Raw genomic sequence first — 23,264 nt, forward strand, 5'->3', positions numbered from 1 at the left:
TTTTGAAAAGCCCCATTTACAATATATGTAAACAGGGCTTAGTATACGTTACTGTTCACTCCGTTCTCAGTAACGTAGCCAAAATTCATTCCAGATTGCCTGCGGCAATGAAATTTTGGCTTGTATGTCTCGGGATTTTGGCATATTCATGCCAAAACACCTCGCGGGATAGTGGTGTGTGAACAGTAACTAGCATACCAACAAGTTGATTTATTGATGAATCTTATTTTTACATTCTGTCCGGTGCAGAAAATCCAAGAAGATCGATACATGTCTCCAGAACTTTCTTAGTGAGTTTCAGCAACTGGATGAAGGAAGCTTTCTGTGCTTCGTTCTCTTCGCTGAGGATCTTTGTCTCATGATAGAAGCTGTTGAATGCATTGGATACTTCGTAAATATATGCACAGATCTTATGCGGTGCTTTTTCTTCAAAGGCGTTCTCTACGGTTGCACCAAAACCTGTCAGCTGAAGCATCAGGTTCTTCTGGCTGTCGTTTACAGGATCAAGGATTGTACCTGCTTCAAGGTTGCCGCCCTCTTCTGCAAAACGGTTCAGAATAGATTTGATACGAACGATCGTATAAAGGATATACGGACCTGTATTACCTTCAAATGATGTAAATCTGTCAATATCAAAAATGTAATCCTTGGTAGCCTGATTGGAAAGGTCACCGTATTTGATCGCGGAAAGCCCTACGATCTCTGCAGTTTCTTTCGCATCTTTATCTTTCACGCTGCGATTCTCAACAATCTTGGTAAACATCTCTTCGTTGATGTCTTTAATGAGAGTTTCCAGACGCATAACGCCGCCCTCTCTTGTCTTGAACGGTTTTCCGTCTTTTCCGTTCATGGTTCCGAATCCAAGGAAAGAAAGCTTTGTATCATCTTTTACAAGCCCGGTCTTTCTTGCACAGCGGAATACTTGGATAAAGTGAAGTTCCTGACGTTTGTCTACCACATACAGGATCTCATCCGGGTTAAATAATTTCATTCGCTCTACGATTGTTGCAAGGTCTGTAGTTGTATAAAGAGAAGCTCCGTCTGATTTCAGAAGCATACATGGAGGAATCTCTTTTGTGTCGTTCTCTTCTTTTACATCTACTACAAGTGCACCCTGGTCTACATAGGCAAATCCTTTTTCTTTCATCTCCTCAACCATTCCGGGAATATATGGCTGTGCATCGGATTCCTTTTTCCAGAGATCAAAAGACACATTTAATTTGTCATAGTTGCGCTTCAGGTCTGTAACGGATACGTTCATAATATGGTTCCAGAGAGCCATGTATCCCGGTTTGCCCTGCTGAAGAAGATGAGTTGCTTCCAGAGCTTCGTTTCTGTACGCTTCATCCTCTTTGGACTTGCCGCTTGCACATGGATAGATTTCTTCCAGCTCGCTGATCGTAAATGGTGCTTTCTCCGGATACTCTCCTGTGTAAGAATCATCAAAATAAACCAGCTCCGGTTTTCTGTGTTTCAGTTCTGTAATGATCAGCCCCATCTGAAGACCCCAGTCTCCCAGATGAACATCACCGATTACTTTATGTCCTACAAAGCGACCGATTCTCTTAATACTTTCTCCGATGATTGCAGAACGAAGGTGTCCTACATGGAGAGGTTTCGCAACGTTTGGTCCACCGTAGTCGATGATGATCGTCTTCGGCTCTTTTGCTGCAGATACGGAAAGTTTCTCGTCTGCTGCCATTTCCTTTAAGTAATCTGCAAGGAATTCACCTTTTACTTTTAAATTGATAAATCCCGGTTTTACGACTTCTGCCATGGAGAAAACCTGGCTGTCTTTTAAGTATGCTACTACATCATCAGCGATCATAAACGGTGCCTTCTTGTATGCTTTGGCTCCTGCCATAGCACCGTTGCACTGAAATTCGCAAAGATCCGGTCTGTTGGATACGGTTACTTTTCCGTAGGATGGGTCGTATCCGGATTTTTCAAATGCTGCGGAAAGTTCTTCCGCCATCTGTTCCATAAGTTTCTTCATTCTTTCCTAACTCCTCAGATTGTTTTATTCTACTACCACTTTTCTTGAACATGCAACTGCAATAGCACCATGTCCGATATGGCATGCAACACTTAATGATAACGGATTCTGCACAATCTCAATTCCGGGGAATACTTCGGCAATTTCTTTCTTAAATTCCTCTGCTTCCTCCTGATTTCCTGTATAAGCAGACTGCAGGCACATTTCGCCACGTTTTACGTATTCTGCGAAGCGGTTCTCCCAATCATTCTGCATAGCCTTGAGCATGACACGTTTTGCCTGCTTCTTGCCTCTTGTTTTGGAATATGCATCCAGCTTCTCACCCTGGATCTGAAGCACAGGTTTCAGGTTCAGAACTGTTCCGATTGCTGCTGCTGCAGGAGTAATCCTTCCGCCTTTCTTAAGGTATTTCAAAGTTTCCAGAGTAATATAGATACTGGAATCCAGCTTCTGCTCTTCCAGAACCTGTTTGATCTGTGTCGCATTTCTGCCCGCATCTCTTAATGTGAGGGCATCCAGTACAGATTGTCTCTGCGTAACAGAAATTCTCTGATTGTCTACTACATGTACTCTTCCGTCATATTCCTGAGCCAGTCCCATTGCTGTATCGCAGGATGCACTCAGTCCGCTTGACATTGGAATGTGCACTACTTCATCATACTTTTCCAGTAATGTATTCCAGAGTCCGCATACATCTGCCGGCCCCGGCTGTGAGGTAGAAATAGCCTCATCATTCTTAAGTCTCTCATAAAACTCTTCCTGTGAAAGAGTGATTCCTTCAAGATAAAGCTTCTCGTTAATATAAAAAGGCATTGGAATTACGCTGATTCCAAGTTCTCTTGCCTGGTCCTGTGTTATGCCGCTGTTACTGTCTGTGACAATGGCAATTTTTCCCATATTCATATCTCCTTTGCTTCTGATCCACTTCAGATTTTTTATGTATCAATTATCTTTTCATAAAATTACAGACTATGTTCAGTTTATCATATTTTTTTATGTATCACAATCAGGAACCGCTAATTTATTGCAAAAAAATTCCGCATAGATTGACCCATGCGGAATTTTGACTGCCTGTTTCTATTCTTTTGCGATATTTATGCCAGAATCAGTCCAGTTCCCTTACGATCTTACGTACCGGCAGAACAAATGTAGGTGATACAGATAATTCATCAATCCCCATCTGTATAAAGCGTTCTGTCAATGTAGTATCTGCTCCGAGCTCTCCGCAGATTCCTGCCCAGATTCCCTCTTTATGTGCATTATCAATGACCATCTGGATCATACGAAGTACAGCTTCATGATGAGAATCATAAATATTATCCAGTTTTGCATTCTGACGGTCGATTGCCAGTGTATACTGTGTTAAATCGTTAGTTCCGATGCTGAAGAAATCAACTTCTTTTGCAAGAAGATCACTGATCATAACTGCAGCCGGTGTCTCGATCATTACACCCTGCTCTACGTCATCTTTAAACGGAATGCCCTGCTCTGTCAGCTCTTTCTTAACCTCTGCAACAATAGCCTTGATCTGTTTTACTTCTGTTACAGAGATGATCATCGGATACATAATGGAGATATTTCCGAACATACTTGCTCTGAACAGTGCACGAAGCTGTGTCTTAAATACTTCCGGTCTGTCCAGGCAGATACGGATTGCACGATAACCCATTGCCGGATTCTCTTCGTGTGCCATATCAAAGTAATCAATCTGCTTGTCTGCGCCGATATCCAGTGTACGGATGATTACTTTCTTTCCTGCCATATTCTGTGCTACTGCTTTATAAATCTGGAACTGCTCTTCCTCTGTTGGATAATTATCTTTTTCCAGATAAATGAATTCACTTCTGAAAAGACCGATACCTTCTGCATCATTAGCCAGTACACTGGCTACATCGCCTGTGCTTCCGATGTTTGCGTACAGATGAATCTTATGTCCACTCTTTGTCTCTGTAGTTTTGCCTTTTAATTCTTTGAGCATTGCTCTCTGGCGCAACTCCTCGTCTTTCTGATCCTGATATTTCTTCAGGGTATCTGCATCCGGTTCCACAATAAGAGAACCGGTCTTGCCGTCTACAACTGCCATTTTCCCATCCATGCTGTCATCATATTCAATATTGATCAGCGCCGGGATATTCATAGTTCTTGCAAGGATTGCTGTATGGGAATTGGAAGAACCTTTCCTTGTAACAAATGCAAGAACTTTGCTCTTGTCCATCTGTACAGTTTCACTTGGAGCCAGATCCTCAGCAACGATAATAGATGGTTCTGCAGCATCCATATCTCCCTCATCGTGTCCTGATAATACACGTACCAGACGATCTGAAATATCCTTTACATCTGCCGCTCTTGCTTTCATGTAGTCATCATCCATCTGCGCAAACATGTCTGCAAAATTATCACCTGTTGTTGCTACTGCATACTCTGCATTTACATTCTCCGTACGGATAATGTTATCAATAGAATCCAGATAGTCCTCATCATCCAACATCATCTGATGCACTTCAAAAATAGCAGCACCTGATTCTCCTACTTCCCGGAGTGCCTTATCATACAGTTTCTGAAGCTGTTCAACTGCTTTCTCTTTTGCTTCCTGCACACGTGTGATCTCTGCCTCCGGATTTTCTACCTTCGTACGCTTTACACTTGTGTCTGCTTTCTGCAAAATAGAAATCTTTCCAATTGCGATTCCTGAAAATACGGACTTACCTTCTAATACTCTCATTACTCCAATTCTCCTTATTAAAGATTATGGCATAACTGTCTGACATCTTCACAGTTACAGATTATTTTTCAAAAACTCTCTCATTACTTCGGCATCTGCCTCTTCATTCTCGCCTTCCACATGTACTGTTATCTGATCTCCCTGTTTTACTGCAAGATTCATAACACAGAACATCCGCTTCGCATCACCACTGTCTGTTCCTTTAAAAATAGTGATATTGCTCGTAAGCTTTCCGGCTTCCTGCACAAGAAGCAGTCCGGGCCTTGCATGTATTCCAAATTTATCTTTGATGATATAGGTAAATGATACCATCCGCGAACTTCCTCCTGTATAAATAATTCTTTTTGAGATACTTCATTATAGCACAACCTGTATTTGTACTTCCATATTTTTTTATTTTTTGTACAAATTTTAGCACATTTCTTGACATCTATACAAATTTGATTGTTTTTCTGTTTAAAATCCACAGAAAAATGGTTATTGTTCACTTCGTTTTCAATAACACGCTTTGCAAGATATTACCAGTAAACAGTAACTAAAAATGTTACAGAAAAACAGACTCAATATACAAAGGTATTGTACATCAAGTCTGTTTTATCTGTGCAGTGTTTATTCACTTCTCAACGCATCAATAGGATTTAAATTTGCTGCTTTCACAGAAGGAAGCAGTCCAAATACCACGCCTATCACTGTAGAAAACAATACTGCGATCACAATTGATGGCACACTGATCGCAGTAGGCGAACCGGTAACCTTTCCCACCACTTTCGACAGCCCGATTCCTGTTATTACTCCGATAATACCGCCAATACTGGTAAGTACGGAAGCCTCTGTCAGAAACTGTCCCAGAATCGTCTTCTTACGTGCCCCGATAGCCTTTTTCAATCCAATCTCTTTGGTACGCTCTGTAACAGAAACCAACATGATATTCATGACACCAATACCGCCTACAAGAAGAGAAATACTTGCAATCCAGATCAGCTGATTATTCGTACTCTCACTGAGTTTCTGCATATTCTTGACCTGCTCCATAATATTATCGGCTTTGTATTTCATGGTTGTATTTCCGTCTGTATTTAAGGCTGCAATTAAATTATTCAGCACATCTGCTGCTGCATTTCCCACCGAACTCATGGTATCTGTGCTGTCTGCTTTCACAATTACATTCTGAGGAACATCAAATTTAAAGGAAATCGGCCAGCAACTGTCCGGAATCATTACACTTCCTACAATCGACTGATAATAAGTGTAGTATTCGTCAATACTGTTGATCGTCGGCTGATAATTCTCATCCTGCCGGATCACTCCCACAATCGTATATGGTTCCTGATTGATCTCCACAGTCTGCCCTACCGGGTTCTGTGACGGGAACAGATTCTGTGCCGCATTGTCATCGATCAGCGCAACTTTATTGTAATTTTTGTAGTCATCTTTTACAAATCCCCGTCCTGACTGAATTATATATCCGCAGGTAGCCAGATAGTTCACATCAATCCCGTAAACACTTCCACCCTCCAGACTGTTATTGTTATTATAAATAGATGCGCTGGTACTGTTATAATAAAAGGTCGCATTTTCAACATGATCCAAATCTTTTACTTCTTCTTTTACATCATCTGTCAAAATCGGTGTTTTTGAAGAATTTCCATATTCCGCATCATACTGGTTATCTCCATCATACAGATAAATCTTTACTGTATTGGAACCTGCACCTATCAGGTCTTCCTTAATCTGTTCACTGGTTCCTTTGATGGTGGAAACAATTGCAATGATAGATGCAATACCAATAATGATACCCAACATAGTCAGGAAGGATCTCATCATATGTGACCATATTCCCTGAAAAGCCAGGCGTATATTTTCAAGCATAAAATGTCTCCTTTCTCAATTAATATCCATATAGGCGTTTGCGAAACGCCAAAAGCCGCATAAATACGGCATTTTTTTGTTGTTAAAATAAAATATCTCCTCAAGGTTTATGGTAAAATAGAATTGCCTAGAAACTAATTAACCAATCCACCTAAAGGAGATATACCTACATGATAACATATAAACAGCTCACTTTGGCAGAAATTTTTGAAGATTGTCAAAATAAATTCGACAACGACAAATATCAGTTCCTTTCGCTTCTTGATGAAGCCATTGACCTTGATGAAATTATTCCTGTTTCTTTTATTTCTCATTTTTACGCCAGTACCGGAAGACCTCGCAAACATCAGCTTTATCCAATGCTTAAGGCACTTCTTATCCAGCGTATTTTCTCAATCCCGACGGACACACTCCTGATCGTATTTTTGAAATTTTCCCAGGAACTGCGTGATTTCTGCGGTTTTGATGTTGTTCCGGATGGTTCCAAATTTACACGTTTCAAACAGGATTTTTTATCGGACTTACAATCTATGTTCGATCATCTTGTTGATCTGACCGAACCGATCTGCCAAAGTCTTGATCCTGCCCTTGCTTCCATGACAATCTTTGATACCTCTGGCATTGAAGCATGGGTTACAGAAAATAACCCAAAATATGCCAACCGTATTATCAAGCAGCTAAAGGCTTTCAAAAAGTCCCATAACCTTGATGATTCCTATGATCCTTATAAAGCTGCTTATGGCTCTATGCCAACTCATGCGGCTTCCAATCAGGCAATCCAGCAGATGTACATCAATGGACATTTCTGTTACGCCTATAAATTTGGTATTATTACGAACGGGCTTGGTATTGTTCGTGACATCACTTTCTACAACAAGGACTTTCTAAAAAAACATCCTGATATCGTTGTAGGGAAGAAATCAGATTCACCGGATGAGGATAAATCCCTTGCCGATTCGAAAGCACTTCTTCCAGTTTTAATTGACTTTTTCCAGAAACATCCTTTAATAAATTCAAAGACGTTTCTTGGAGATGCTGCGTTTGATGCCATTAACATTTACAAATCCCTCTTTGAAGAAATTGGCTTTCAAAAAGCTTTTATCCCTTTAAAAACAAAGCTTTCTGTGGAAGGAACCGACTATACTGTCAATGAAAACGGTATTCCCTGCTGTCCTCACGATCCATCACTTCCGATGCGGCGTGAAGGAAGCAGATCCCATTTGCGGAGCAAACTTCCTACCATGAAGTTTGTATGTCCAAAAATGAAATGGGAATACAATCCTGCCGACAAGTCAAAACATCGCGTATGTCATTGTGACAATCCATGTACATCTTCTTCCTGCGGACGAATGATCTACATTTATCCTGAAAAGAACCTTCGTGCCTATCCTGGTGTAGAACGCGGCTCACAGGAATGGGAGGATACTTACAAGATCCGTGTAAATGTTGAAAAGTCAATCAACCATTTCAAAGATAGTTTCTGCATTGCAGATCGTAAAACACAGAATGAGAAAACACTTCATGCTGATTTACTGCTTGCAGGAATTACCCAGCTTGTTACTGTGCTTGTCGCTGATAAGATTCATCAATACCAATACATCCGGAGTTTGAAGCCTTTGATTGCCTGATTATTAATATGCATACAATCTTTTCTTCGCAGTTTATCTGGGAAGTCTTTTAGTCATGTTCAAATTTAGAAGTACCTATTTTTCATCTTAAGAATCCTGCGTTGCAAGATTCTTACCGCTTTTTAGTTAGGATTGCGAACTTGTTTCGCAATTACCTATTAATATCCATACATCTGATCCAGAGTAACTTCTTTTGTCTTTGCGCCCTCTTTCACATCTTTTCCATAAGGAAATGCGATCAGATCATCTTCACTGAGCCCACCTTTGACAATCACACTGTAACCGCTGTCTACAGCTGCACCCACTGAAATCTCCTGTTTCTTCAGGATACCATTATCATCTTTATACACATAGTTTTTATTATTGTCATTTCTGACAAAAGCTTTCTGAATGACCATAATGTTCTCTGCAGCAGATGCTTCATAATTGACAGTAACCCAGTCCTGATCTTCCAACTGAAGTGTCTTGTCACTTACCACTGCTGTAAATGCATAATAAGACACATTTGGATTACTGCTTCCATAGAAGCTGTTTCCGGTTACAGGATATTCCGAAACATCCATAACATCTGCCTCAAAAGATCCGCTGGTATAACTTGTACAGTTAAGCTTTGTGCCTTCTTTAAAATCATCGAGCATCAGTTCACTCACAGAACCTACAACATAAAAACCATCACTGCTTTTTATCTTGATCAGAGCCTTACCGTCAGTTGTCTCACCGCTTCCGGAATCCCCCACATAAGTAACCGTACCATCCAGTTTTGCAGTGATAAGCTTTTTATTCGCTTTCTTTTCCAGCTGTGATATCTTGATATCGCTTTCCTGAAGATCCAGCTTAAGGCTGGCAATCTTACTCTTCTGATACTTGATGGCATCTGCTCTGGAAACAGGAGTTCCGGTAGGTTCATCATTCCCACCAGGATTATCATCTCCTCCATCATCCGGATTCTCATCATATTTATCTGCATCTGCCAGTGTGAATTCCACCTCTGCAAATTCATATACCGGTTTCTCCAGAAGACTTCCGTTTACCAGATAATAACCTGTGCAGGAGGTTTTCAGATCATCATAGTCCGCTATTGTATCATTCTGATGAAATTCCAGACGGTACCAGTAACCACCCTGATTAACAACTTTGGTTCCATCAGGACTGTATCCTGCAAGTTTATTAAAGAATGAACCCATTACTGTTACTTTTTCTTTTGCACTGCTACACAGATATACATATGGATCGTCCTCTGTGCCACTTCCTGTAAACGGAACAGAATCTGCATCCAGTTTCTGATAAAACGGCTCGTCACCATCAGTGATATTCGGATCACCTTTTCGGTAATAGGGATCAAAATATGTGGTATGATCATCCAGTGCCGGCGTTGGCGTTGGTGATAATTCCGGCATATCATTTTTTCCGGAATTAAAATCATCCTTCTCTCCGTCACTGAATCCATTTGCTGAAGGATCCGTATATACCGGAATATCATGATCCGCAGATGTTCCATCTGATGAACCGCCTGTATTTCCGGTATCTGTTGAAGCATCATCTCCCGGTAAATCTGCCTTGGATGAAGAATTGTCTGAGCCCGCATTATCCACTGCATCTCCATCTGTAAAAGCAGATAATAAAAACGGATACATGGCTGTTGCCAGGTAACTGCCGGACATATCTGCTGTGGATGATAACGTATCATCCGGCGTCATTTCATCATCACCTGTATCATTATCAGTTTTTCCTGTTTTTGAATTCAGGTTATCGGCGTCTGTACCCGCATCTGTTTCCTCTACAGGTCCACCATTCTGAAGGCTGTTCAATCTGTTCACTGCTTTATTTAAATCCTGCTCCAGTTTCTGTTTTTTCAGCTTTGCTATATTCAGTTCCATTTCCACCAGAGTAGTATCAAAAGAAACCAGAGGATCCCCTTTTTTTACGGCATCTCCCTTTGTCACATAAATCTGATCAATGATCAGGTCTTTATCACCGTTTACTGTCTGTGTTGCACTGGATGTAATGTTTCCGTCAAGCGTGGTGGAAGGTGTATAAAATTCCTGCAGTAATCCGCTCACAGGAGTAACCGCCACTGTTTTCTGGCTGTTTTTCTTCAGCTGCATCAATCCCGCTGTAATTCCGCTTCCTGCGATTACCACCACAAGCACTCCTGCGAGGATTTTCTTTACTTTGCCCATGAAGATCACCTCTTTTCCTGAAGGATACCATCTTTGATCGTAACCACCCTCTTCGCATGTGCGGCAATATCCGCATCATGGGTGATCATCAATACAGATACCCCCTCATCATTCAGCCTCTGGAAAAGTTCCATAACCTGCGCACCGGATTTACTGTCAAGAGCACCTGTAGGTTCATCTGCAAGAAGAAGTTTCGGGTTATTGACGATCGCCCTGGCAATGGCAACCCTCTGCATCTGACCTCCTGAAAGCTGATTTGGCTTAAAATCCACTCTGTCCGCCAGGCCCACTCTGTCAAGTGCTTTCAGAGCGCGTTCTCTTCTCTCCTTCTTAGGTACCCTCGCATAATTTAATGGCATCTCAACATTTGCCAGAGCACTCTGCTTAGGGAGAAGATGAAAGCTCTGAAAAACAAACCCTATCTTATTCAGCCGAAGATCCGACATTTCATTCTCCGAACACGCCTTAATATCCACGCCATCCAGAAAGAAAGTTCCCTCTGTCTGTTTGTCCAGACATCCGATAATGTTCATCAAAGTAGTTTTTCCCGAACCGGATGGTCCCATAATTGCCACGTATTCTCCTTCTTCCATGGAGAAATTCACATCTTTTAATACCGGAACCTTCATTTTACCTTGCTGATATTCTTTATATATACCCTTTAATTCCAGTATCATTCGATCCCCTCCACGTCTTCACCTGCGCTCATACCAGGTGCCTCATCGATTGGTACAAGTTCCTCATTTGGATCAATCGAGTCATCCGAACTGTCATCTTCAGAACTCTCTTCCATATCTGGATCTGTATAGGCTTCCCCATCTGCGGAATCTGGCTGTTCATCATCCATATTTCCATGATCAGCATCCATATCTGTAATCCCGTCCGCGCCTTGGCTCATTGTCTGAGCCAGATCTCCGATCTCTGTTTTTTCGCCTTCTTCCAGAGCCGCTGTCGGGAATGCAATCGCATCTTTCTTTGTAAGGCCCTCAACAATCTTATATTCTCCAAGATCATCATCATGTTCTCCAAGTGTTACATAACGCTTCTCCAGTCTGTTCTTATCGCTGGCTGCCCATACATACGGTTCATTGGTATCTGTGTCCAGAATATAGTAATCACTGAGCCACAGACCGTCTTTTTTCTCATCCTGTCCGATGTCACGTTCTATGTACACATGCTGTCCAAGCATCAGATTCTCAGAGGAATCCAATTCCACATAAAAAGGATAAGAAGTAGACGTTGTCTGATCATCGGAACTGGTACTTGCCATACCCATATACATATCATTACTGCTGTCATCTGAAGTTCCATTATTCACATCTACGGATCCCATCGTTCCTTTCCATGTTTTACTGCTGTCTACTCTGGAACGGATGATCACTGCCTCTCCGGGTACAATAGAATCCCTGTTCTGTTCATTAACTTTACCTTTCACTCTGTAAGCACCTGTACTGAGAATTGTAATAAATGCAGAACTGTCCGAACTTCCGTCACCTGACGACATGTTACTGTCCATTGCACTGCTGTCATCCACAGAATCACCGTCGTCACTTGTCATTTTGGAAGTGTCAATTTTCTGTATCACACCATCTATTTCACTTCGAACCTCTGTATTCTGTGTTGCGCTCTGAAGTTTATCAATTTCAGACTGTTTACTCTTCTGACTATATTCATTCTTCTTGAGATTCATTTTGTTAGTCTCGATTTCAATGGTATAGGACAACTGATCTTCGGCCTTTGCTTTTTTCTTCTCCGCTTCCAGCGTAGCTATCTGTTCTGTCAGGCTGATCTGTTCATTTTTTAATCTGTCCAGATCCAGTTGCGCCTGCTTCAGATCATCCTCAATACTGCTGAGATCATATTCAAAAAGAAGCTGTCCGGCCTTTACCTCTTCTCCGGTCTTAACTTCCACTTCTTTTACTTTTCGTCCACTTTCTATTTTTACGTTTACAGTTTTCTGCGGTTCTACCACACCGGCAAACCGATTTACCGCTGTTGTTTCAGATCCGGTGATCACGCTTACTTTTGACACATACACAATAGAATCACCGGTTCCACTCTGACCGTTTCCTTTAAAGTGATACCAGACTCCGGTTCCGATACCACCTGCTGCGATCAGGATTCCCAAAACGATAATAATACGTTTCTTCATAAATTGCCTCCTTGATATTGTCACCTTGTTCAGGCTAACATCTATTATACACTACTGCTTTTTTATATCATTATTATTCACTTTCCTATCATAGCAGATTCTGCCTTGAAATAAAAGCTTTGTAACCAAATGGAAACATTTTTCACAATTTTTTCACGTTTTTTTTATGAATTTCGTTCATCTTTTTCACTTTTTTGACAGTCAGTACAAAATCTGTTAAAATAAACAGAAAAGTAACTGTCAAACAGTTGCACAGAAAGCACTGTGAAAGGAAAGAACACGTATGAATATAAACAAACACCTGATTCTTCTTTTCTCTGTCTTATTTTTTCTTTTTGCTGTATCTGTAAGCAGCGGCTGTTTCCGCAAAAATGAGTCAGATGTAAAGAGTGTAGTCAGAAATGAACTGGATCAGTTAAAAAATCTCGATTCAGAAACTACGCAAAAATACATACCCTATACAGAGCTGTTCCCCGATGCCACAGAGAATACTGATTTAACTGATGAAATCAATGAAACCTTTTCTCTCTTTTTCCGGAAATTTAATTACAAAATTTCGGATGTCATCGTCGGCACAGCCAATCATTCTGCCACTGTTTCTGTCAAACTGACCACAATCGATTCCAAAGTTCTTGCCAGAGATTTTAAAGCAGAACTTCTCCGGACACAGATCACAGAGTCAGCCCAGGCACAAAAAGGAAATATCAAAGATTCTTCCAGATCTCTTGAGGCTCATTATCTGATCCTGAATCATCTTTTAAACACAAATGACTATGATACAGCTGAGACAGACTGTAACATACAGCTTGTCAATACAGGCAATGATAAAAAGGAAAAATGGAAGATCCAGCGTACCAATTCTCTGGAAGATGACCTTGTCGGCGGTCTTATAGCTGATCTGGCAGATCCGGATATCCTTTCACCGGAAGATACCCTGACCGTCTATCTTGACACTCTACAGAAACTGGATTTGAAAGAAATGACATCTTATCTGGGTGTAGTAAATATCATGAATACATCCGATACTGCAAAAAATTCCATTGCCTCAGCACTTGCCGAACAGATTCATAAAAATTTTAATTATGTCATTAAATCCAGCAGTGAAAATGGATACAATGCCACTGTTACAACTGAAATTACAACCTTTGACAGTGATTCGATCCTGGCTGATTATCAGGAAAAGCTTGATAAATATCTGGCTTCTGCTGACGCAGTTATCGATGGCTCCCAGAAACGATACGAGAAATCTTTCGAAATTCTTCTGAACAGCATCAATGATAATACCGTTACTACCGTCAATGATGTAGATTTTGTTCTAATCAATGATGGGGTATCCTGGAAACTTCAGGATGAGGGAAATACTTTGGGAAATGCTATTTTCGGTACTTTGACAGATTCTCCTCTCGAGACTTCTGATTCTGAGGATGAAAATATTTCTGCCGATACAGATAAGCAGACAGATGATAATACTTCTACTGAAAGCAGTTCCAATTAACGATTAGTCAATCGGATATTCGCAATCCGCTTCCGCTACTTGCTCATAACCAAATAACTGCTTCGCAGTTTGGTTAAACAACTAAAAAGGCCACCATATCACAGAAATGTTCCTTTCCCGAATCATTCTATGATATGGTGGTCTTTTTAATCTTTGTCTTATTCTTTTTACATCCCCGTTATAATTTTGATAAACAGTAAAACCAGAACGATCAGAATAATCGGTCTTACGATTTTATTTCCATTTTTCATTACCATTCCAGATCCTACATAATGCCCTGCAATGGAAAAAACAGAAGCTGCAAGTCCAAGATATATGACAATCTTTCCACTAAATAAAAAAACAACTAATGCCATTATATTAGAAGAAAGATTTGCAAGTTTCATAGTTCCGGAAGCTTTCGCTACGGGAAGTTTTGCTACTCCTGTATATAAAATAAGCAGAAACGTACCAGTTCCCGGCCCATAAAAGCCATCGTAGCAGCCAACAGCCAGAGAACACACCGCACACAAAATCCACTGTTTCTTTCTGGAAATCTCTACATTGCTGTTATCATCCAGATTTTTCTTCTTCATTACATAAAACGCAACAATAGGAAGTACTGGAATCAGCATCCATTTTAATATCTTATCACTGGCAAGAAGCGCAATATGAGCGCCTGCAAAAGAACCGACAAGAGCCATGGAAATACATGGCAGTGCAACTCCCCAGTCTACAAATTTATTCTTACATAAACGTGCTGTTGAAATCGCTGTCCCAGTTGCCGAGGATAATTTATTCGTTGCTATCGCATTGTGCATCGGAACCCCTGCAAGCAAATACGCAGGCAGGGAGATCAAACCACCCCCGCCTGCGATAGAATCAACTAATCCTGCAAGGAATACCAACGGGCATACAATCAAAAACGTCTGAATTGTAAGCTCCATCCTTATTCAGTTACTTCCTCCGGTCTTACTTCCAGTTCCAGTTCTTTTAACTGCTCCTCGCTTACGCGGCTCGGAGACTGAGTCATCAGACAGGAAGCATCTTTAACCTTCGGGAATGCGATTACGTCACGGATGCTGTCAACTTTCGCCATAAGCATTACCAGACGGTCAAGTCCGTATGCCAGTCCGGCATGAGGCGGAACTCCATATTTGAATGCGTCCAGAAGGAATCCAAACTGCTCGTGAGCAGCTTCTTTTGTGAATCCAAGTGCTTCAAACATTCTCTCCTGAATATCATCCTGATGGATTCTGACACTTCCTCCACCAATTTCATTACCGTTTAATACGATATCATATGCTTTTGCACGAACTTTTCCAGGATCTGTATCCAGAAGTGGAAGGTCCTCTTCCATAAGCATGGTAAATGGATGATGCATTGCTGTGAAACGATTCTCTTCTTCACTCCATTCAAGAAGCGGGAACTCTGTTACCCATACGAAACGATACTCATTCTTATCAAGAAGATCCATCTGCTTTGCAAGTTCCAGACGAAGTGCGCCAAGTACATCATAAACCAGTTTCTTCTTATCTGCTGCAAACAGAAGTAAGTCTCCTGCTTTACCATCCATAGCTGCTACCAGAGCATCCATCTCTTCATCTGTCATGAATTTAGCAAAAGAAGATTTTCTTGTGCCATCTTCAGCGATTGCAATGTATGCAAGGCCTTTTGCACCATAACCTTTGGCAAACTCAACCAGTTTGTCAATTTTCTTACGTGGCATAGCGCCCTGTCCTTCTGCATTGATACCACGAACACTGCCGCCATTTTCCAACGCAGAAGTAAACACGCTGAATCCACAGTTTTTAACTACATCACTTACATCATGAAGTTCCATTCCGAAACGCATATCCGGTTTATCAGAACCAAATCTGTCCATAGCTTCCTGCCATGTGATACGCTGGATTGGAAGTTTTACATCAATATCAAGTACTTCCTTGAACAGATAAGCAAGGAATCTCTCATTTACATCAATTACGTCATCAACATCTACAAAAGAGAGTTCCATATCAATCTGGGTAAATTCCGGCTGTCTGTCCGCACGAAGGTCTTCGTCACGGAAACATCTTGCAATCTGGATATAACGGTCATAACCAGAGCACATCAGAAGCTGTTTGTACAGCTGCGGAGACTGTGGCAGACCATAGAAATGTCCCGGATGAACACGAGACGGTACCAGATAATCTCTTGCACCTTCCGGTGTACTCTTACCAAGCATCGGAGTTTCAATTTCAAGGAATCCTTCTTTTGCGAAGAACTGTCTTGTAATCATCATGACTTTGCTCTTAAGCATAATATTCTTCTGAAGGTCAGGTCTTCTTAAGTCAAGATAACGATATTTCAGACGGATTTCATCTTTTGTCTTGCTGTTCTCTTCAATTGGGAACGGAGGTACCTCTGCTTCAGACAGAACACGAAGGGATTTTACGCGAAGCTCAATTTCACCTGTTGCAAGATTCTTGTTAACAGCGCCGCCTCTTTCTTCTACCACACCGGTAACAGCGATTACGAATTCACTTCTCAGCTTACCTGCTTTTGCAAAACCTTCTTCATCAATGCTGCCATTCTCAAAAATCAGCTGCATGATACCGGAACGGTCTCTTAAATCTACGAAAATAATTCCGCCTTTATCGCGGGCTTTCTGAACCCATCCCATAAGGACAACTTCTTTGCCGATCATTTCCTTTGTTACTTCTGCACATCGGCATGTTCTGTGCAGTCCCTGCATACTTTCAGCCATGTTTCTTTCCTCTTTTCATGCTTTCTATATTATAAGAATTGTTGTAACTATCCGGCAGTCTGCTATCTCGCAATGTTGCTGAACAGTTACGAATTATTACATTCTGTCTTTAAAGAATTCTACAAACTCTGTATAGCCCTCTGCTGTCATCTGATCTTTCTGGAATTTCTTATTCTTCTTCATAATAGAAATATTGATCTGTGTTCCGGCATTACGCTCTTCCTGAGCCTGTTTCAGAATCGTCAGCATCTTGTCTGCCGGCATATTCTTCTCGATAAGATATGCTTTCTTACCATTCTTTGTCGGGATTTCATAATTTCTCTCAAGAAGAAGCATTACGATTCTCTCGAATCCAATTGAAAATCCGCAGGCAGATGTATTGTTTCCTGTAAATTTACCGATCATCTCATCATAGCGTCCACCGCCGCCTACGCTGCCGCCAAACTCATCCATAGAGATTTCAAAAATCGGTCCTGTATAATAAGACATTCCACGTACCAAAGTCGGATCGAAAGACATCTTAAAATCTGCTGTTTTAACAGAATCCACAGTAGAAATAATAGTCTCAAGATCCTCGGCAACCTTAGGATCCAGAACATCTTTTAATTTCTCCTTGCAATAACGGACACCCTCAATGTCAGAAGTGATCTCTTTGAAAAGTCCAAGATAAGTATCAATGCTCTCTTTTGCAAATCCTTCCTTCTCCAGTTCTTCTGCAACACCTTCCAGACCAATCTTGTCCATCTTGTCCAGAATGATAAACACAGTGTCAAAGCTTTCCTGTGGGAATCCACTGTACTGCGCCATCGCTTTTAAGATTTTTCTGTCGTTGATGCGAATCGTAAAGTTATGGAAATCCAGCTTTCCGAGCAACGTTGTGGTAGCAAGAACCAGTTCGATCTCAGCCAGATAAGTAGGCTCACCCAGAATATCAATATCACACTGCATAAACTGACGGAAACGTCCTCTCTGCGGTCTGTCTGCTCTCCACACATTGCCCATCTGAAGTGCCTTAAAAGGAGCCGGAAGCTCATTTGCGTTGTTGGAATAATATCTGGAAAGCGGCACAGTCAGATCGTAGCGAAGTCCGGAGTCAACCAGATCACTTTCTTTCTCTGCTTCCGCAAGTTTCAGTTTCTCCCCACGTTTCAGGATCTTGAAAATAAGTTTCTCATTCTCTCCGCCCTGTTTACTGGAAAGATTTTCAATATGTTCCACACATGGTGTCTCTATAGATGAAAAGCCAAATGTTCCGTATGTTTCACGAATCATGTTCATCACATAATTACGGATTTCCATCTCTTTTGGTAAAATGTCCTTCATACCGGTTACCGGTTTCTTCTTTAATGCCATGTTGTCCTCCTCTTTTATAAAAATTCTGCCCGTCTCCATTATGAACCACTCTCTGAAACGCAAGAAAAACCTGCATATCAAAATTTTTTACTTCATCGATCATCAACTCCATAACTGAAGAAATATCAAATCCTCTTCTGTATGGTCTGTCAGAGATCAATGCTGCATATACATCGCAGACTCTGAGTATCCGGGCACCTATGGGTATATCATCACCTGCTTTATTGGACGGATATCCACTACCATCATAATTCTCATGATGGTACAGGATACTCTCCAATACAAAATCCGAATATCCCTGCCCTTTAAGTTCCTCATATCCCAATGCAGAATGCATCCGGACATACTTCAGTTCCTCGATCACCAGAGGATCCTGCTCCTGTCCGTTAATATAACTTGTCAGCTTCAGCTTTCCTATATCATGGAGCATTCCTGCTATTGCAAGCTCATAACACTGTTCATGCGGCAGTCCCATCTCCTCTGCAACCGCATAAGCCAGATTACTTACCAGCATTCCATGATGCAGTTCAGAAGCAAGGTCAAATTCCAGGATCCTCTGCTGTGAACCTGCTGCTGTCTTTTGTACTGTGTCCAAAATGTTACCTCCACATCCTACAGCCAGGTAGCTATTGCTGTCCGTTTTCTCTCGATCATCTCATCAATGCGGGAAATATAATTAGAAACGTCTTTTACATTCTCCACACGTTCAATTCTCTGTCCATGGTCAAAGACCAGCTTGGAAGAACCGCCTGCCCCCAGTGCGATGATAGGCTGTTTTTCCTCCATAATCAGTATATTGTAAATTCCCGCTTTGTCAACCTTTGCATAGCCAACATTTTCAAAATTTCCCTTCATATTCTTCTGTCTGTACAGATAATAAGGACCCATTCCCATTTCATACGCAGTTTTCATGGTCAGATCCATAATCTCCTGATTATTCTCAAAAGACATTTCCTGATATTTCTCTTTAAAAATATTCAGCCTTGCTGCACGTTTCACTGCCAGTGAATGTACGGTAATACTGTCCGGTGCCAGTTCACGAACCTGTTCAAGAGTCCGCTCTACCATGTGAATATCCTCACCCGGGAGTCCTACGATCAGATCCATGTTAATGTTATCGTATCCCAGCTCTCGTGCCAGATGAAACGCTTCTTTTGTCTGCTCCACAGTATGTCTGCGGCCGATAATATCCAGGGTTTCCTGATTCATAGTCTGTGGATTTACGGAAATTCTTGTTACCGGATACTCCCTGATCGCCATCAGCTTTTCACGTGTAATACTGTCCGGTCTGCCGGCTTCCACAGTAAACTCTGCCAGTCCTTCATAGCCAAAAGCTTCTCCCACTGTATCCAGGAGCTTACGGATCTGATGTGGAAGCAGTGTAGTCGGGGTACCGCCGCCAATATAGATGGTGTCCAGTTTTCTTCCCTTCATCATAAGAGCAGTCTCTCTTACCTCACGGCAGAGAGCTTCCACATATTCATCTGTTCTCTTCTCCCACACTTTCAGCGGATAGGAGCTGAAGGAACAATACAGACAGATACTTGGGCAAAACGGGATTCCAATATAAAGGCTGTATCCATTTTCATAGTCAATATCCTTCAGAATCTCTCTTTCCCTGTTTGCAATAGTGATGGCAAGCGCTGTTTTCTGCGGACTCACCAGATATCTCTCACGCATCTCCCGGGCTGCTTCCGTATTTTTCATTCCGGATTCGATCATTCCCATTGCCAGTTTGGCAGGACGTATTCCTGTCAGATTTCCCCATGGAAGAGTTCTGCCCGTCAGTTTTACCAACAACTGATACAGAGCATATTTGATATTATCTTTATTCTCTTTTCTCAGAGCATGAGCATCCTGTATTCCACAGCCTGCATTCTCTTTAGAAAGTATGTCTGCGGAAATTACCCCTTTTTGCTCTGTTTCCTGTTTCGACAGATTCTCTGTCCTTTCGTATTTTATGATATAACTGTCATTATCCCGTTCCACACTGAAGCGGAGGTCATACTCTGCTTCACCATTTTCATAAAGAGTATGTATCTCCGCTTCGGGATAAAACGCTTTGATCAGTTCATAAACATCATGTTCAAAATCTCTGTTCTTAAACAGAATGCCTATTTTACACAAATGGATTATACCTCTTTTCATAACCAATAGTGGTAGATGCATCATGTCCGGGGAAAACCTCGGTCTCTTCAGGAAGCGAATCTACCAGTTTATGGAGACTTCTCACAATTTCTGCTGTACTTCCACCCGGAAAATCCGTTCTTCCAACAGAGCCATAGAACACTGTATCACCGCTGAACAATACACCTTCATCTTTCAGATAATAACAGCAGCTTCCTTTGGTATGTCCCGGTGTATGGATCATCTGAACGGAAAATCCCGCCAGTCTGATAACATCCAGATCCTCCAGAAATACATCCGGCACAATAGAACATCCCTGTCCATAATGTACAGTCATATTGATCGAAGGTTCGCGGAGCATCTCCTCTTCCTGACGACAGGCATAAATCGGAATATTATATTTCTCCTTTACTGCCTGTGCAGCCAGAATGTGGTCAAAATGTCCATGGGTAAGAAGAATCGCCACCGGTTTTCCATTCATCCGGGAAATCTTCATTTCAATCTTCTCCGGACAATCTGCGGGATCAACAATGATCAGTTCTCCGGTTTCTTTATTCTTAAGGAGATAGCAATTTGTATATACAGGTCCTAATATACATTTCTGTAATTCTAAATTCTTCATGTTATTCCTTTCTGTCAATCTGCAGCAGTTCCATAAAATAATGTTCCAGCAGATTTTTCCATGATCAGCCTGTAGTTCTCTCTACGTCAATGACACTCTCTACCTGACGGATCTTCTCGATCAGGGAACGCAGTTCCTCTTTGCTTCCAATCTCAAAACTCATGGAAATAGTTGCCTTCTCCTGCTTGCTTGTACGGCTGTTGATACTTCGCAGGTCGATCTTACGTTCTGTAAATATTTTAGAAAGATCCACAAGAAGCCCTGTACGGTTATTTGCATAAACCTGAATCTCAGCCATATACTTCTCTTTTTCCTTGGTATCAGGCTGCTGCCATTCCGCCTCGATCAATCGTGTCCTGTCCGTCTCAGACATATTCAGCACATTGACGCAATCTGTACGATGGATTGTGATTCCACGTCCTCTTGTAACAAAGCCTACAATCTCGTCACCCGGGATCGGATTACAGCACTTGGAAAAACGGACTGCCACATCATGGATTCCTTTTACCACAATTCCACTCTTGCTCTTGGCAATGTGAAGCTTCTCCTGTGTCTCAGAAGCAGCCTCAAGAACCTGCTCATCTGTCAGATTCTTCTTATTTTCCTTATCATAAGCCTCTACCAGCTTATTGAAAACCTGACCTTCTTTCAATCCGCCATGACCAATTGCAGCAAGTACTGAATCCCAGTCCCTGAAACCATATTTACGCAAAACAGCCTCCAGATACTGGGTTTTTGTATAATTTGCGATCTTAAATCCCTTTGCACGCGCATACTGCGCAAGCATCTCCTTGCCCTTAAGGATATTATCTTCTTTTAATTCCTTCTTGAACCACTGGTTAATCTTGTTCTTTGCCTGAGTACTCTTAACCAGTTTCAACCAGTCGCGGCTTGGTCCCTGAGAATTCTGTGAAGTAATGATTTCAATACGGTCGCCGTTTTTGATCTCATATTCAATCGGAACCAGCTTACCGTTAACTCTGGCACCTACCATCTTATTTCCGACTGCACTGTGAACACTGTACGCAAAATCCACCGGTGTAGAACCGCTTGGAAGTGTTTTAACATCTCCCTGTGGAGTGAAACAGTAAACACTGTCCGCAAAAAGATCCAGGTCATTCTTCAGAAGACTCATGAATTCTTTGTTATCAGACATGTCTCTCTGCCATTCCAGAATCTGACGCAGCCAGTTCAGTTTCTCTTCCTCACTCTTACCTACAGGAGCCTTTCCGTCAGACGACTCCTTATATTTCCAGTGTGCAGCGATACCATATTCTGCAGTTCTGTGCATTTCATAAGTACGGATCTGGATTTCAAAGGGCTGTCCGTTGGGTCCGATCAATGTGGTATGCAATGACTGATACATATTGGGTTTCGGCATGGCAATATAATCTTTAAACCGTCCCGGAATTGGCTTATACATCTCATGGATCACACCAAGGGCAGCATAACAATCCTTCACTGTATCTACAAGAATACGGACAGCAAATAAATCATAAATCTGATCAATAGTCTTATCCTGATTTACCATCTTCTTGTAGATGCTGAAAAAGTGTTTTACACGTCCGTCCACCTGCGCCTTAATATTGGCATCATCCATATGTTTCTTAACTTCTTTTACAATCGCACCTACAAACTGTTCTCTCTCGCTTTTACGCAGGGCAACCTTATGCACCAGGTCATAATATACATCCGGCTTAAGGTATTTCAGCGACAGGTCATCCAGCTCTACCTTTATCTTGGAAATACCCAGACGCATGGCAATAGGAGCATAAATATCCATGGTCTCTCTGGCCTTTTCCTGCTGCTTTTCAGGACGCATATACTGTAAGGTACGCATATTATGAAGACGGTCTGCAAGCTTGATCAGAATAACTCTGATATCCTTAGCCATGGCAAGAAACATCTTTCTGAGGTTCTCTGCCTGAACTTCTACTTTATCCGCAGAATAAGATAACTGTCCCAGCTTGGTAACACCATCCACAAGAAGTGCAACCTCTGAACCAAATTCCTTCTCAACTTCCTCATAGGTCATCCAGGTATCTTCAACTGCATCATGAAGAAGACCTGCAACTATCGTTTCTTTGTCAAGTTCCAGATCTGCCAGAATGATGGCAACACACAAAGGATGAATGATATATGGCTCTCCAGACTTTCTCTTCTGTCCTTCATGAGCTTCACTTGCAACCTTATATGCCTTCTCTATCATGGAAATATCTGTTGATGGATGATACTTCAGAACACTGTTTATCAGTTCTTTATAAAGCACCTCCGGACTTGTAAAATCATGCATGGTCTTTACTGCCGCATCTGCCCTCTTTACAGATTCCAGCTTCTCTTTTTCAACCTGCATTTCATCTTTTTTTGCTTCTGTACTTTTTGTTATCTCTGTCAT

The 23,264-nt window shown here is 41.6% G+C and carries 16 protein-coding genes and 1 pseudogene; 2 read left to right on the plus strand and 15 right to left on the minus strand.

All coding sequences use genetic code 11. The features are described from left to right. Positions 1 to 229 precede the first annotated feature (229 nt). From argS to NQ550_RS12460, 5 genes are all read right to left on the minus strand, one after another. Positions 230 to 1,996, minus strand: coding sequence for an arginine--tRNA ligase (gene argS / locus NQ550_RS12440; RefSeq protein ID WP_025578702.1), 1,767 nt, complete (start codon positions 1,994 to 1,996; stop codon positions 230 to 232). 24 nt (positions 1,997 to 2,020) lie between these two features. Then, entirely contained in the window at positions 2,021 to 2,893 is an 873-nt protein-coding gene (locus NQ550_RS12445; RefSeq protein WP_025578700.1) for a DegV family protein, read from the minus strand. Between the two features lie 208 nt (positions 2,894 to 3,101). Beyond that, a complete protein-coding gene (ptsP, locus tag NQ550_RS12450) occupies positions 3,102 to 4,718 on the minus strand; it encodes a phosphoenolpyruvate--protein phosphotransferase (RefSeq protein WP_008703702.1) in 1,617 nt (538 codons plus the stop codon). A 54-nt stretch (positions 4,719 to 4,772) separates the two neighbouring features. Beyond that, on the minus strand, positions 4,773 to 5,030 hold the full coding sequence (locus tag NQ550_RS12455; protein ID WP_008703704.1) for an HPr family phosphocarrier protein: 258 nt from the start codon (positions 5,028 to 5,030) through the stop codon (positions 4,773 to 4,775). A gap of 297 nt (positions 5,031 to 5,327) precedes the next feature. After that, entirely contained in the window at positions 5,328 to 6,587 is a 1,260-nt protein-coding gene (locus NQ550_RS12460; protein ID WP_008703706.1) for an ABC transporter permease, read from the minus strand. Positions 6,588 to 6,757: 170 nt separating this feature from the next. Here NQ550_RS12460 and NQ550_RS12465 point away from each other — a divergent pair. Continuing rightward, a pseudogene (locus NQ550_RS12465) lies at positions 6,758 to 8,120 on the plus strand (transposase); the annotation flags it as partial. Between the two features lie 253 nt (positions 8,121 to 8,373). Here the strand turns inward: NQ550_RS12465 and NQ550_RS12470 are convergent. The 3 genes from NQ550_RS12470 to NQ550_RS12480 are packed head-to-tail and all read right to left on the minus strand — an operon-like array spanning position 8,374 to position 12,547. After that, on the minus strand, positions 8,374 to 10,395 hold the full coding sequence (locus NQ550_RS12470; RefSeq protein ID WP_025578885.1) for a hypothetical protein: 2,022 nt from the start codon (positions 10,393 to 10,395) through the stop codon (positions 8,374 to 8,376). 5 nt (positions 10,396 to 10,400) lie between these two features. Beyond that, positions 10,401 to 11,072 carry an ABC transporter ATP-binding protein gene (locus tag NQ550_RS12475; protein ID WP_025578887.1) on the minus strand — a complete coding sequence of 224 codons (672 nt, stop codon included), beginning with the start codon at positions 11,070 to 11,072 and terminating at the stop codon, positions 10,401 to 10,403. After that, complete coding sequence (locus NQ550_RS12480; protein ID WP_025578889.1) at positions 11,069 to 12,547, minus strand: efflux RND transporter periplasmic adaptor subunit; 1,479 nt, start codon at positions 12,545 to 12,547, stop codon at positions 11,069 to 11,071. Before NQ550_RS12480 ends, NQ550_RS12475 begins: the two co-directional genes overlap by 4 nt. A gap of 283 nt (positions 12,548 to 12,830) precedes the next feature. On the opposite strand from NQ550_RS12480, the gene NQ550_RS12485 reads away from it, so the two are divergent. Beyond that, positions 12,831 to 14,042, plus strand: a complete 1,212-nt coding sequence (locus NQ550_RS12485) for a hypothetical protein (RefSeq protein WP_025578890.1) — start codon at positions 12,831 to 12,833, stop codon at positions 14,040 to 14,042. 167 nt (positions 14,043 to 14,209) lie between these two features. On the opposite strand, the gene NQ550_RS12490 is transcribed toward NQ550_RS12485, so the two are convergent. From NQ550_RS12490 to NQ550_RS12520, 7 genes are all read right to left on the minus strand, one after another. Then, entirely contained in the window at positions 14,210 to 14,968 is a 759-nt protein-coding gene (locus NQ550_RS12490; RefSeq protein WP_008703716.1) for a sulfite exporter TauE/SafE family protein, read from the minus strand. A 2-nt stretch (positions 14,969 to 14,970) separates the two neighbouring features. After that, a complete protein-coding gene (gene aspS, locus NQ550_RS12495) occupies positions 14,971 to 16,767 on the minus strand; it encodes an aspartate--tRNA ligase (RefSeq protein ID WP_008703718.1) in 1,797 nt (598 codons plus the stop codon). Positions 16,768 to 16,863: 96 nt separating this feature from the next. Further along, positions 16,864 to 18,120, minus strand: a complete 1,257-nt coding sequence (gene hisS, locus NQ550_RS12500) for a histidine--tRNA ligase (protein ID WP_008703721.1) — start codon at positions 18,118 to 18,120, stop codon at positions 16,864 to 16,866. Further along, positions 18,053 to 18,715: an HD-GYP domain-containing protein gene (locus NQ550_RS12505; RefSeq protein WP_020994017.1), complete on the minus strand. Its 663-nt coding sequence runs from the start codon at positions 18,713 to 18,715 to the stop codon at positions 18,053 to 18,055. Before NQ550_RS12505 ends, hisS begins: the two co-directional genes overlap by 68 nt. 17 nt (positions 18,716 to 18,732) lie before the next feature. Further along, the gene (gene hemZ / locus NQ550_RS12510) at positions 18,733 to 20,268 is read right to left on the minus strand and encodes a coproporphyrinogen dehydrogenase HemZ (RefSeq protein ID WP_029676987.1); all 1,536 of its coding nucleotides are present in this window, start codon (positions 20,266 to 20,268) and stop codon (positions 18,733 to 18,735) included. Then, positions 20,240 to 20,869, minus strand: a complete 630-nt coding sequence (locus NQ550_RS12515) for an MBL fold metallo-hydrolase (RefSeq protein WP_022380375.1) — start codon at positions 20,867 to 20,869, stop codon at positions 20,240 to 20,242. The genes hemZ and NQ550_RS12515 overlap by 29 nt, the downstream gene beginning before the upstream one ends. Positions 20,870 to 20,933: 64 nt before the next feature. After that, entirely contained in the window at positions 20,934 to 23,264 is a 2,331-nt protein-coding gene (locus NQ550_RS12520) for a RelA/SpoT family protein (RefSeq protein WP_008703728.1), read from the minus strand.

The organism is Blautia wexlerae DSM 19850 (genome assembly GCF_025148125.1).
In the GTDB taxonomy this organism is placed as follows: domain Bacteria; phylum Bacillota; class Clostridia; order Lachnospirales; family Lachnospiraceae; genus Blautia_A; species Blautia_A wexlerae.

What these genes read in the sequence shown, in the direction of transcription:
- argS (WP_025578702.1), bottom strand. Translation starts at nt 1,996, where the DNA reads ATGAAGAAACTTATGGAACAGATGGCGGAAGAACTTTCCGCAGCATTT.
- NQ550_RS12445 (WP_025578700.1), bottom strand. Translation starts at nt 2,893, where the DNA reads ATGGGAAAAATTGCCATTGTCACAGACAGTAACAGCGGCATAACACAG.
- ptsP (WP_008703702.1), bottom strand. Translation starts at nt 4,718, where the DNA reads ATGAGAGTATTAGAAGGTAAGTCCGTATTTTCAGGAATCGCAATTGGA.
- NQ550_RS12455 (WP_008703704.1), bottom strand. Translation starts at nt 5,030, where the DNA reads ATGGTATCATTTACCTATATCATCAAAGATAAATTTGGAATACATGCA.
- NQ550_RS12460 (WP_008703706.1), bottom strand. Translation starts at nt 6,587, where the DNA reads ATGCTTGAAAATATACGCCTGGCTTTTCAGGGAATATGGTCACATATG.
- NQ550_RS12470 (WP_025578885.1), bottom strand. Translation starts at nt 10,395, where the DNA reads ATGGGCAAAGTAAAGAAAATCCTCGCAGGAGTGCTTGTGGTGGTAATC.
- NQ550_RS12475 (WP_025578887.1), bottom strand. Translation starts at nt 11,072, where the DNA reads ATGATACTGGAATTAAAGGGTATATATAAAGAATATCAGCAAGGTAAA.
- NQ550_RS12480 (WP_025578889.1), bottom strand. Translation starts at nt 12,547, where the DNA reads ATGAAGAAACGTATTATTATCGTTTTGGGAATCCTGATCGCAGCAGGT.
- NQ550_RS12485 (WP_025578890.1), top strand. Translation starts at nt 12,831, where the DNA reads ATGAATATAAACAAACACCTGATTCTTCTTTTCTCTGTCTTATTTTTT.
- NQ550_RS12490 (WP_008703716.1), bottom strand. Translation starts at nt 14,968, where the DNA reads ATGGAGCTTACAATTCAGACGTTTTTGATTGTATGCCCGTTGGTATTC.
- aspS (WP_008703718.1), bottom strand. Translation starts at nt 16,767, where the DNA reads ATGGCTGAAAGTATGCAGGGACTGCACAGAACATGCCGATGTGCAGAA.
- hisS (WP_008703721.1), bottom strand. Translation starts at nt 18,120, where the DNA reads ATGGCATTAAAGAAGAAACCGGTAACCGGTATGAAGGACATTTTACCA.
- hemZ (WP_029676987.1), bottom strand. Translation starts at nt 20,268, where the DNA reads ATGAAAAGAGGTATAATCCATTTGTGTAAAATAGGCATTCTGTTTAAG.
- NQ550_RS12515 (WP_022380375.1), bottom strand. Translation starts at nt 20,869, where the DNA reads ATGAAGAATTTAGAATTACAGAAATGTATATTAGGACCTGTATATACA.
- NQ550_RS12520 (WP_008703728.1), bottom strand. Translation starts at nt 23,264, where the DNA reads ATGACAGAGATAACAAAAAGTACAGAAGCAAAAAAAGATGAAATGCAG.